Source organism: Micromonospora sp. CPCC 206171 (assembly GCF_036906755.1).
GTDB lineage: Bacteria > Actinomycetota > Actinomycetes > Mycobacteriales > Micromonosporaceae > Micromonospora > Micromonospora purpureochromogenes.
The window spans coordinates 127,559-138,553 of record NZ_JBAKHT010000014.1; the positions used below are offsets into that span (position 1 = coordinate 127,559).

General features: G+C 71.7%; 11 protein-coding genes. 6 read left to right on the top strand and 5 right to left on the bottom strand.

Translation table 11 applies throughout. The annotated features are described in order from the left end of the window. Genes V6U89_RS17880 through V6U89_RS17890 form a run of 3 tightly spaced genes read right to left on the bottom strand, consistent with a single transcriptional unit; the run spans position 1 to position 2,152 of the window. On the bottom strand, positions 1-651 hold the full coding sequence (locus V6U89_RS17880; protein WP_334572354.1) for an SAF domain-containing protein: 651 nt from the start codon (positions 649-651) through the stop codon (positions 1-3). After that, positions 648-1,592, bottom strand: coding sequence for a hypothetical protein (locus V6U89_RS17885; RefSeq protein ID WP_442933942.1), 945 nt, complete (start codon positions 1,590-1,592; stop codon positions 648-650). Before V6U89_RS17885 ends, V6U89_RS17880 begins: the two co-directional genes overlap by 4 nt. Then, positions 1,586-2,152 carry a hypothetical protein gene (locus tag V6U89_RS17890; RefSeq protein ID WP_334572355.1) on the bottom strand — a complete coding sequence of 189 codons (567 nt, stop codon included), beginning with the start codon at positions 2,150-2,152 and terminating at the stop codon, positions 1,586-1,588. The genes V6U89_RS17885 and V6U89_RS17890 overlap by 7 nt, the downstream gene beginning before the upstream one ends. A 506-nt stretch (positions 2,153-2,658) precedes the next feature. On the opposite strand from V6U89_RS17890, the gene V6U89_RS17895 reads away from it, so the two are divergent. Next, positions 2,659-3,408 carry an A24 family peptidase gene (locus V6U89_RS17895; protein WP_334572356.1) on the top strand — a complete coding sequence of 250 codons (750 nt, stop codon included), beginning with the start codon at positions 2,659-2,661 and terminating at the stop codon, positions 3,406-3,408. Positions 3,409-3,629: 221 nt separating this feature from the next. On the opposite strand, the gene V6U89_RS17900 is transcribed toward V6U89_RS17895, so the two are convergent. Continuing rightward, positions 3,630-4,250: a phosphatase PAP2 family protein gene (locus tag V6U89_RS17900; protein ID WP_334572357.1), complete on the bottom strand. Its 621-nt coding sequence runs from the start codon at positions 4,248-4,250 to the stop codon at positions 3,630-3,632. A gap of 168 nt (positions 4,251-4,418) precedes the next feature. Here V6U89_RS17900 and V6U89_RS17905 point away from each other — a divergent pair, with 168 nt between their 5' ends. The 5 genes from V6U89_RS17905 (at position 4,419) to V6U89_RS17925 (ending at position 10,521) form a co-directional block, all read left to right on the top strand. Further along, positions 4,419-6,767: a glycoside hydrolase family 65 protein gene (locus V6U89_RS17905; RefSeq protein ID WP_334572358.1), complete on the top strand. Its 2,349-nt coding sequence runs from the start codon at positions 4,419-4,421 to the stop codon at positions 6,765-6,767. Between the two features lie 498 nt (positions 6,768-7,265). Then, positions 7,266-8,363 (top strand): hypothetical protein, encoded by a 1,098-nt coding sequence (locus V6U89_RS17910; protein WP_334572360.1) that lies wholly within the window; start codon positions 7,266-7,268, stop codon positions 8,361-8,363. A 92-nt stretch (positions 8,364-8,455) separates the two neighbouring features. Further along, positions 8,456-9,814: a hypothetical protein gene (locus V6U89_RS17915; RefSeq protein WP_334572361.1), complete on the top strand. Its 1,359-nt coding sequence runs from the start codon at positions 8,456-8,458 to the stop codon at positions 9,812-9,814. Positions 9,815-9,826: 12 nt separating this feature from the next. Continuing rightward, on the top strand, positions 9,827-10,012 hold the full coding sequence (locus tag V6U89_RS17920; protein ID WP_334572362.1) for a hypothetical protein: 186 nt from the start codon (positions 9,827-9,829) through the stop codon (positions 10,010-10,012). Next, a complete protein-coding gene (locus tag V6U89_RS17925) occupies positions 10,009-10,521 on the top strand; it encodes a GNAT family N-acetyltransferase (RefSeq protein WP_334572363.1) in 513 nt (170 codons plus the stop codon). Before V6U89_RS17920 ends, V6U89_RS17925 begins: the two co-directional genes overlap by 4 nt. On the opposite strand, the gene V6U89_RS17930 is transcribed toward V6U89_RS17925, so the two are convergent. After that, positions 10,502-10,972, bottom strand: a complete 471-nt coding sequence (locus tag V6U89_RS17930; RefSeq protein ID WP_334572364.1) for a hypothetical protein — start codon at positions 10,970-10,972, stop codon at positions 10,502-10,504. The genes V6U89_RS17925 and V6U89_RS17930 overlap by 20 nt on opposite strands. Positions 10,973-10,995 lie beyond the last annotated feature (23 nt).

Here is a 10,995-nt window from a genome sequence, read left to right on the forward strand (position 1 = left end):
TCAGGCCGCCTCGACCAGCACCAGGGCGATCCGCTCCTGGGCGGCCAGCACCACCACGGCCGGCACGTCCCGGACGGGCAGCGCCACGTAGACCACCACGTCGTCGTTCTCCGGGGTGGCCGTGTCGATCACCGTGCCGGTGAACCGGGTGCCCGGCGCCTGGCTGTCGTCGTTGTCGGCGGGGGTGCTGACCAGTAGCACCTTGTCGCCGGGATGGAGCTTGCGGGCGGGCACCTGGCTCTGCTTCAAGCCGAGCGCGATCTGCTGCTGCCCCTCGCCGAGCAGCGGGGCGTCGGTGAGCTGCCCCATGGTCAGCAGCGTGCCGGGGGTGAGCGACACCGCCGCCCGCTTCCCGACCACCTCGTCGAGCTTGCCGGCCGGCACCGGGGACAGCCCGGCCCCGCCGGAGACCTGCACGCTGACCAGGTCGTCGGCGCTGAGCTGCCGGCCGACCTCGACCGGGCGGGCGACCGCCAGGTAGCTGCCGGTGGCCCGGACCGAGGTGACCGCGAAGGCCGCGCCGAGGCCGCCCAACGCGATCAGCAGCACCGCCAGCCCCAGCAGGCCGGGACGGGTCCGGCGCTGGCGGAGCACCTTCGGCGGGGCGACCGGCGCGTCGACCGGGGTGCCGTTGCGGGTGACCAGGCTCATCGGGTAACCACCTGAAGCTCGTCGATCTCGATCGGAGTCGTCCCGCTGGTCCGGGTCTGGGCGATCACGCCGCTCTCGCCGCCGCCGCGCCAGGTCACCGACCAGTACGCGGTGGCGCTGACCCGGTAGGTGCCGGCCTTCGGGTAGCCGGAGTCGTAGCCGCAGTCCGGCGACGTCTTTCCGGCGCGGCGCCCCTTCGGGTCGTACGGGGTGCCCTCGTCGGCGCAGGTGACCTTGACGCCGTTGCCCATGGTCCAGACGATCCGGTCGACCTTGGCGGTGATCTCCACCCGCAGGCCGCGGTCCTCCGCTGCGGCACTGATCGGCCCGAAGTAGTTCGCGCCGGGGCTGGCCCACATCCAGACCGGCAGGCCGACCAGGCCGGGGCCGGTGTTACGGCGGGGTGCCACCGCGATCCGGGGCGGCAGCAGCGAGATCGACGCCAACGCGCGGCGGGCCAGTTCCTCCGGGTCGGGCGGGGTGCCGTACCCGGGCGGCGGCGCGTCGCGCAGCACCACGGTCTGGCTGCCCAGGTCGCCGCCGTTGCAGGTGCGGACGTACCACTGCTGGCCCTCGGGGGCCTCGGGCTGCGGCTCGGCCAGCTTGTAGTAGCAGCCGTCGGCGTTGTTGAACCAGCCGAGGAACTCGTTGTAGCAGGGCAGCGGCTTGCCGTTCCACTGGCACTTCGGGGCAGCGCCGCCGCCCGGATCGCCGCCGGTGTCCCCGCCGCCGCCCGGGTCGCCGGGAGTGCCCGGGTCGTCGTCCCAGATGCTGCAGTCGTTCTGCCCCGGCGGGCACTGCGGCCCCGGCCCCTCGGCGGCTGCCGGGACCGGCGCGGCGAGCGCGACCAGCAGGGCGAGCAGCGTCGTGCTGAGCAGCCGCCGGGGCGTCCCGGCCCGAAGTCCGCGGGCCGGGACGCACCCTCCTCCCCAGGTCAGCACGGCTGGTCCTCGTGGGCGGCGCCGGAGCTGATCAGCCAGCGGCCGTCCGGGTAGCGGGTGGCGGTCGCGGTGGCGAGGTGGCGGCCACCGCCCGAGCCGGGCACCACCCGCCGGTCCTTGGCGTACACCAGCCGGTAGCCGGTGGCGTCCAGGCAGTCCTGGATCTCCACGGTCGGCGGGGCGGCGTCCAGGCTGACGGAGGTGACGGTGGGGTCGGAGCGCAACGTGCCGGTGCGGATCGCGCCGTGCGTCCGGGCCTGGCCGATCGCCACCCGGACCCGGGTGAGGAGCGGATCGGCCAGGAAACGAGCGAGTGCGGGGTGGCGGGGGTCGCTGTCGCGGCTCGCCTCCCGGGACGCGGTGAGGTACCCGGAATAGGCGGCGAGCGCGGCCCGCTCGGCGGCCCGTTCCTCCTCGGCCGAGTGCCGGGGCTCGGCGGTGGCCTTGCGGGCGGCGGGCCCGGCGGCCGTCTCCGACCCGCTGCCGCAGCCGGCCGCCGACCCGACCACCGTGGCGATGACCAGGCAGGTTGTCCATCGGCGGGGATGCCGTGTACGCAACGCCGTGCCCTCCTCGGTGCCACCCGGCGGCCCGTCTCCGGTGGCCTCCGGGCATGCGCCAGCGCGCCCGGATGATGCCGTCCGGACCTCGATTTACCGCTGTCGCATTTACCTGTGCGGATCTTCTACGAAATGGTGGAACCTGATGTCTCGGTTGGCCTCCGACGCTGTTGACGGGGGTTGCGCCGTACCCAAGGGGCGAGCATAGGCTCACGTCCGCCGATGCAACAGAGGCAATTCATCCGAACACGTTGGGTGATGAGCGGAGGTGGTCAGGGGTGGCCGAGGGCGAGTCCGGAACGCTGGGGCGGGTCGCCGCATCCGGCCGGGGCGCGGGTGCCGACGGTCGGCCGGGCCTGCCCGCCGTTCCGCCAGCCGGGCCCGAAGATATGGCACCTGTCGATGCGTCTCGCCCGATCCGTCCCCTCATCGAAAAAACCACTGGAGGGGATTCCCGCGAATACCGCGGCCCGGCCGACGCAAGCGATCCACCACCGCCGTCGACGGTGGATCATCACCCGGAACGGGGGCCGGAATCACTCTCCGTACGCGTCCTCGCCGCCCTGGCCGTGACCCCGGTGCTCCGGCTCGCCGTCGCCCGGTACGCCGTACCGGTGGGGTCGCCGGCGCGGGCCGACTGCGACGGCTGCGGCGCGCCGATCGGGCTCGGGCGCCCGGGGCTCGGCCCGGCGGCCCGGTGTCCGGCCTGCGGGGCCCGGATCGGCGCGCCGCCGGGCAGCGTCGAATTGGCCGTTGTCGCGGCCCTGGCGGTGCTGGTCCTGACCGGGGCGACCCTCGCCGAGCGGGCAGCGCTCGCCTGGTGGCTCGGTTGGGCGGTGCCGCTGGCGCTGGTGGACCTGGCCGTGCACCGGCTCCCCGATCGGCTCACCTGGCCGGCTGCGGCGGGCACGGCCACGCTGCTCGCGGTGGCCGCGCTGACCGGCCCCGGGCCCGGCCCGTGGCTGCGCGCCCTGACCGCCGGGGCCGCGCTGGGGCTGGCCTTCGCCGCCACCACGCTGCTGCTCGGCCGGCGCGGCTTCGGCCTCGGCGACGCGAAACTGGCGCTGAGCGTGGGCATGCTGCTCGGCTGGTACGGCTGGCCGGTGCTGGTCGCCGGGCTGCTGCTCACCTTCGCCCTCTCGGCGGTGGTCAGCCTCGCGCTGCTGCTGGCCCGCCGGGTCAGCTGGTCGAGCCACCTCCCCTTCGGCCCCTTCCTGATCCTCGGCACCTGCGCCGCCCTCCTCCTCCCCACCTGACCCACCCACCCACCCACCCGCTCACCCACCCGCTCACCCACCCCGGCCCCCGTCGCAGCCCTCGGTGATGAAGAAGTTTGCGTCAGGGAGAGCCCTTTCCTGAGACGCAAACTTCTTGATCACCGGCGGTCCAGCCGAGCCGCGGTCCAGCCGAGCCGCGGTCCAGCGGAGCCGCGGTCCGGTCGAGCTGCCGGCCGGGCCGGTGGCGCGTGGGCGCCGGGTCAGGGGTGGTCGGCGGTGGCCGGGAGTCGGTCCGGGTGGGTGGTGTGGCGGGCCAGCAGGTCGGCGACGGGGCGGGCGATCAGCGGTGTGCCGGCCAGCGTCACCAGGGCGCCGAGGATCAGGCCGGCGGCCACGTCGTGCGGGTAGTGCACGCCGACGAAGACCCGGGAGAGCGCGGCCAACAGCGCCAGCGGCGCGGCGACCAGCCCAAGGCGGCGGGAGAGCAGCAGGGTGGCCGCGGCGAGCGCGCCGGCGATGGTGGCGTGGTTGCTCGGGAAGGACCAGTCGCCGACCGGTGGGCAGTGCCCGGCCAGCACGGTCGCGGCTCCCCGGCAGGGCCGATGCTCGTCGAAGACCGTCTTCAGCGCCTCGCTGCACGCGTACGCGAGGACCACGGTGACCGGCGCGACCAGCGCGACCGCCCGGTCCCACGGCTTGCCGCGCAGCAGCCGGGGCGCAGCGGCCAGCAGGAACAGCGCGCCGAGGAGCAGGATCGCCGCCTCGGTGAAGTGCACCGCGAACCACTGCACCGGCGCCGGGGTGGAGTCAGCTACCTCGGTGATGTCCCGGTACCACTCCACGCTGATGTCGGGAACATCAATCTTGCCGGTCTGCACCATGCCTCACCTCACCAAATGTTCATACCCCGTTCACCTTGGGCAGACGGTACGAATCACGGAGGCGGCCGGCACCGTGCGATGGTGAGGGTTTGGCTCTGACCTTCGTCTCAGCGACTTCACAGCCCCGGGCGGATTGGGTGGCCGCCGACCACGGGTAACGGGAGTTCCGTGCGTAGTGACGAGAACTGGCTGGTGCGGCGTACCGCGGCCGACAGCGACCGGCTCGGCGAGACCGAGTCGGTCTTCGCGCTCAGCAACGGCTGGGTGGGCTGGCGCGGCACGCTGGACGAGGGCGAGCCCTACGGCATGTCCGGCAGCTACCTCAACGGCTTCCACGAGCAGCGCGAACTCAGCTACCCGGAGAACGGGTACGCCTTCCCGCAGCGCAGCGACACCGTGGTCAGCGCGCCCAACGCCGCCCTGATCCGGCTCTGGGTGGGCGGCGACGCGCTGGACCTGCGCACCGGGACGCTGCGCGCCCACGAGCGGGTGCTCGACCTGGGCGCCGGCGTGGTGCGCCGGGACACCGAGTGGATCTCGCCGGGCGGGCACGGGGTCCGCGTCCGCAGCACCCGGCTGGTGTCGCTGCCCCGGCATGCGATCGCTGCCGTCCGCTACGAGGTCGAGCCGCTGGGCGACGCGCCGGTCGAACTCCGGCTCTGCTCGGACGTGCAGGCCAACGAGCGGGTGCCGGAGCGCCACGATCCCCGGGCCGCCTCGGTGATCCGCGACCCGCTGAACGCCGAGGCCCACCGCTGCGACGGCGGCTCCGGCGTGCTGCTGCACCGCACCGACCGCAGCGCCCAGCGGGTCGCGGTCGCGGTCACCCACGAGGCCGAGATACCGGAGGGCTTCGCCACCTCCGACGACTGCACGCCCGACCGGCTGCGGATGTGCGTCGAGGGCCGGCTGCGCCCCGGCCACCGGCTGCGGATCACCAAGTACGCCGCGCACGAGTGCACGCCGGTCGACGGCATGGCGGCGAACGAGCTGGCCGACCTGGTCGTCGCCGAGGCCGACGCCGCCCGGGAGCACGGCTTCGACGCCCTCCTCGCCGACCAGCGGGGCGCCCTCGACGGGCACTGGCAGACCGCCGACGTGGAACTCGACGGCGACCCCGAGCTCCAGCAGGCGATCCGGTTCGCCGTCTTCCACCTGCTGCAGGCCGGCCGGGCCGAGGGCGACCGGACCATCCCGGCGAAAGGGCTGACCGGCAACGGCTACGACGGGCACGTCCTCTGGGACACCGAGGGCTACGTGCTGCCGGTGCTGACGTACCTGGCGCCGGAGGTGACCCGGTCGGCGCTGCGCTGGCGGCACGCCCACCTGCCCGAGGCCCGGGAGCGCGCCGTCGAGCTGCGGCTGCCCGGCGCGACCTTCCCGTGGCGGACCATCAGCGGGCGGGAATGCTCCGGCTACTGGCCCGCCGGCACCGCCGCCCTGCACGTCAACGCCGACATCGCCGACGCGGTGCTGCGCTACGTCGCGGCCACCCGGGACGACGACCTGCTCGCCGGGGTCGGGCTGGAGCTGCTGGTCGCCACGGCCCGGCTCTGGCACGGCTTCGGGTACTTCTCGGACGAGGGCGCCTTCCACATCACCGGCGTCACCGGCCCGGACGAGTACGCCGCCCTGGTCGACGACAACCTCTTCACCAACGTGATGGCCCGGCGCAACCTGCTCGGCGCCGCCGACGCCGCCGAACGGCACCCCGGGCGCGCCGAGGAGCTGGGCGTCAACCAGGCCGAGATCGCCGGCTGGCGGTCCGCCGCCGACGCGGTTTACGTCCCGTACGACCGCAAGCGGGGCGTGCACCAGCAGGCGGCCGGCTTCACGGAGCAGCCCGAGTGGGACTTCGCCGCGCTGACCGAGGACGACTACCCACTGCTGCTGCACTTCCCCTACCTGGAGCTCTATCGCAAGCAGGTGGTCAAGCAGGCCGACCTGGTGCTGGCCATGCAGCGCTGCCCCGGCGAGTTCACCGCCGAGGAGAAGCGGCGCAACTTCGCCTACTACCAGGCCCGGACCGTCCGCGACTCGTCGCTCTCCGCCGCCTCGCAGGCGGTGCTCGCCGCCGAGATCGGGCACCTGGACCTGGCGTACGACCTGTTCGCCGAGGCGGCGCTGCACGACCTGGCGGATCTGGGCGACAAGACCAGCGACGGGTTGCACCTGGCCGCGCTGGCCGGCGCCTGGACGGCGGTGGTGGAAGGCTTCGGCGGGCTGCGCGACCAGCGCGGCGAGCTGTGCTTCGATCCCCGGCTGCCGGCCCGGCTCGACCGGCTGGCCTTCGGCCTGCGCTGGCGCGGGCAGCGGCTGCGGGTCACCCTCACCCGGGACGAGGCCCGCTACGAGCTGCCCGACGCCGCCCCGGAGGTCGAGGTCACGCTCCGGCACGCCGGGGAACCGGTGACCGTCACCGGTCGGACGGCGGTGACCCGGCCCATGCCGCCGGTGCCGGACCCGGGCCCCGAGCCGCCGTCCCCGGCCGGCCGGCGTCCCGCCCGCCGCGCGTGACGACCGCACTGGGGTCGACCGTGCTCGGGCAGTTGTGGGATTGCCGCCTCGCGTAACGCCATTCCCTTCTCCGGCGCTGTGAAAGAGGAGAGCGCGCCCTGCCCGAAGTTTGGTGCGAATGCCATTAGTCTCGCTTTTATGTCATATGGTAGATCTTGGGTTGATGTGGTGCTTGTTCCTCAGTTATTCGATTCTTTCCGGTGTGCATGCGGAATCGGATTCGATACGTGCGATCTGACCTTGAATTTGTTGGCGTGGCATCGTCGTCGACGCGCAACTGCTTTGACCTGGCAAGGTTGCGTGGGGATGCGCCAGCCCACTTTCAAGAATTTAAATCAATAAATGCTTGGGGGCACTTGATGTGCACTCCTCACTCCTAGGATCCGTTTAGGCGTAGGTGAATGCGCCGTAGGTTCACGGGGGAAGTGTTGCCCCCGGGAAGGAGTCGCTGCCTGCCTTGTGGCGGGGTGGCGATCCGTTTCTCCCGAAGGAGCATCAGTGAAGGAAGTGTTCAATTTGGGTGTCCGGCCATTCGCGGCCACGGCCGTCGCGATGGCGATGGCTGCCGCGGTCGGCGTGATCGTGGTTCCCATCGGCGGAGCCTCGGCCGACCCGGGTGGCGAATCTGCAGGTGAGCGCTCGACGGTGACGTACACGTCGCAGCCGAGCGACGGCGTGGACCACTCCATTGCGACGGAGTATCAGATCGCCGAGACGGATCGAACGCGCGGAGCCGCCCTTCGGCAGGAGTTCCTTGCCGAAGCGGCCTCCGACGGCCTGTACTACGACGCCGGCTATGTCGACTACCTGAAGCTCGACCGCGATGACGATGCGACGACCCTGGACACGGTGGAGATGGTGGTCCCGCGGGATTACCGCGTCGAGGAGGTCCAGGTCAGCGAGGAACACCAGGGGTCCGTTGACGGGGAGGCGCCCGGCGTTCTGCTCGAGGCGAGCGTTACGGGGACGATCACCTTCGACGACTCTTCGGTCATCGTTCCCGATGGGCCTGGTTTCAACTCCTTCACGCCGCAGGGCAGTGGCCAGTACATCCTCAGGACCGCCGCCGGGGAGATGCTGGCGACCTGGTCGAAGTCGAAGATGACGGGCGAGAAGGACCGGAAGTACGACTACTGGAGCTATCAGCGTAAGGCTCGAGTGACCACGAAGAACATCACTGGGCCGGACTACGGCATCAAGTACTTCGGCATCAAGTCGTTCCCGTCCACCTCGACGCCCTTGCACCACTGGGTGGACTGGTCTCCCGCCACCGGGAACCACAAGGGCGATTGCAACTCCACCCCGCTGAGCCTGAGCCTGAGCTACCTCGGTGCCTCCAGTGGCGTGTCCTTCCTCGACTGCGACCGCTACAGCGTGGCCATCGCGAACAGCAGCCCGGGAGACATGAGCTTCAACTGGGATCCGGGCCTGGTCGGCAAGCCGAAGGGTACCCGCGAGGGCGCCTTCAACTGGATCGCAGCTCGGGCTCAGGGTGGCAAGTTCACGGCCAATGACTTCCAGAAGGTCGCCTTCTACCACGGGTTCACCGAGGACACGAAGGACTGTGCCTCGACCAACCAGAGCGCGAACTGCTAGAGGATCGGCTACCCGGAATCATGCAACGTCGTTGCCGGCTTCCCCGGGGCGTGCAGCGCCTCGGGGAAGCCCCCCTTCGGGCACTTGTCGCAGTGGCTCTCATCCTGGCCGTGGTCGGGCTGCTCGCCATCTTCGCGCCGAACTGGCAGTCGACAGACACCGGCGGCCCGGCTCCCACAGCTTCCGCCGAGGTGCGGACCGGCTCCGACAAGCGACTCTGCAGCATCGAGCACATTCGCTGCGGGTCCGTGGAGCTCGGCGGCGGGTCGATCACGGAGTACGCCATTCTGGCAGCCGCCTCGGGTCCCGGCCGCGGGCTCGTCCTGGTGGAGCTCGGTGGTCCGGGCGTCGATCTTTTCACCCGTAGCGGTATCGACTCGCTGGGGCTTCCCGCCGCCATTGCCGGATACGACGTCCTGCTGCTCCGCGAGCCCTGGACCAGACGCGATCGACCACAGGACTGTCTCGGACGACTGAACCAGTTCGGCGCCGAGGTGTCGGCCGGGCGGCCGGCGGCAGTCGCTGTCGACGAGGGCCGGTGCAAGGTCCCGGTGTGGACGTCGAGTTCCTACCAGGCCGCTGTCAAGGCGATCACCAGTGCTGAAGGTCGGCCTCTGGTGGGTGTCGTCGGGCAGTCCTTCGGAGCCCTGCCCGCGGTGGCCGCCGCACGTACGATGCCGGATGCGTGGCTTCTTCTGAACGCTCCGATCGCGCCACCGGGCCAGACTGGCCGCGCGCTGCTCAAACAGCGGGCCGACGTCCTCACGGAGTCGCTCGACCGGAGCTACGCCGACGAATGTCGCGCACTGGGGCTGGACTGCCGCCTGACTGGTTCACAGGTCGTCAGCAACGCCGCGGCCCGCGTCGGCGGCCGGATGATCGGCGGCCGGACTCGACCGATGGGTGCTGGTGACGTCGACCTCGCTGCCATCGCGGCGGCCTACGACCTCGACGCGAACCAGAGGTGGCTGTGGCGCACCCTCACCGCCCTGCCGGCCCTCGACGACCGGGACTGGGCGACCATCGGGCGGCTTGCCGATCAGCTTCTGCAACGCTTCGATTCGCAGAAAATCTCTCCGAAGCTCGGCGCCTACGTCGCAGGCATGTGCGCCAGCTACGACCACTGGGCTCCGGACAGCGGACTTCCCGTCTTCTTTCGTGCCCTCGCAGGGCAGTGCCAGATCGCTGGACGGGCGACCGACGGCTGGTCCGCCATCCTGCCGGTGACCGCCCCGCAGCGGCGTGCACCCACCTGCGTGCTCGTCAACGATCACGACACGGTGGTGGCGCCGGGGTGGGCCGAGCAGTGGGGCGAAATGCTCCCCAGAAGCACCGTCAGGCACTATCGCTATCGCGGCCATGTCCCGCTGGTGCAAGCCGTCGCCATGACCCGCACCGCATGTGGGATTCTCGATGCTCGCCAGGCCGGCACCCCCAACAAGATCAAATGAGGAGAATCACTGATGCAGGACAACGCGGTGCGCGGTGGCGCGTTCCTCACCCTGGTTGCCGGTCTGGTCCTCGTCGCCCTCGCGCTGACCGAGGGGTTCCGGGAGGCCGCCATGGTGGTGGCGGCGATCGCCACCCTCCTGGGCATCGCCATCTTCCACGCCGGGCTCGTTCGGCAGCAGGGCGCTGCGGACCGGTGAGCATCGGGGCTCGGCGGGCCAGGGTGCCCGCACTCCAGCGCCTGACGCCCGACCACGCTCCCGCGCTGCTGGAGTTCGAGCGGGAGAACCGGGCGTACTTCGCCCGCAGCGTGCCGGACCGTGGCGACGACTACTTCGCCGGGTTCGACGCCCGGCACGCGGCACTGCTCGCCGAGCAGGAGACCGGCCGCTGCCACTTCCACCTCCTGGTCGACGACGACGGTGAGGTGCTGGGCCGGTTCAACCTGGTCGACGTCGCCGACGGCGCGGCCGACCTGGGCTACCGGGTCGCCGAACGGGCCGCCGGGCGCGGCCTGGCCACCGCCGGCGTACGGCAGGTGTGCGACCTGGCCCGCGACGCGTACGGGCTGATCCGGCTGACCGCCTCGGCGACGCTGGACAACGCCGGCTCGCTGACGGTGCTGCGCCGGGCCGGTTTCACGCCGGTCGGTGAGGTGCTGCTCGACGGCCAGCCCGGGCTGCGCCACGTCAGGGAACTGGCCGGCTGACCCCGTTCGCCATCCGCTCCCGCACCGCCTCCAGCGCCTCGAAGGCGTACGCCCAGTTGTGGCACTTGAAGCTGCGCAGCCCCTCGATCGGGGTGTGGCAGTCGACGCAGTGCACCCCGGCGATGCCGTCCGGCACCTCGGTGTTGACGTACTTGCGGTCGCCGAGGATGACGGTGGCGATCATCGCCTTGTCGTGCACACCCTTCAGAGCCGAGGAGATGATGTCCAACCAGGTCTGCCGGCGGCCGCACTTCGGACAGTCCGGCTCGTCGCCGCTGACCCAGAGCGGCGCCCCGATGCTCGCCGCCGGCATCCCGAGCAGCTTCTCGATCCGGCGCACGTCGTGTTCCGGGGTGACCCACCGGTGCCGTCCGGGCAGCGCCGCGGGCGAGTCGTACACGGCTCGGAACAGGACCGGATCGACCTCGACGGTCTCCCGCTGACGGGTCATCGCGTACCTCCTCGGCGACGGTC

What these genes read in the sequence shown, in the direction of transcription:
- V6U89_RS17880 (WP_334572354.1), bottom strand. Translation starts at nt 651, where the DNA reads ATGAGCCTGGTCACCCGCAACGGCACCCCGGTCGACGCGCCGGTCGCC.
- V6U89_RS17900 (WP_334572357.1), bottom strand. Translation starts at nt 4,250, where the DNA reads ATGGTGCAGACCGGCAAGATTGATGTTCCCGACATCAGCGTGGAGTGG.
- V6U89_RS17920 (WP_334572362.1), top strand. Translation starts at nt 9,827, where the DNA reads ATGCAGGACAACGCGGTGCGCGGTGGCGCGTTCCTCACCCTGGTTGCC.
- V6U89_RS17930 (WP_334572364.1), bottom strand. Translation starts at nt 10,972, where the DNA reads ATGACCCGTCAGCGGGAGACCGTCGAGGTCGATCCGGTCCTGTTCCGA.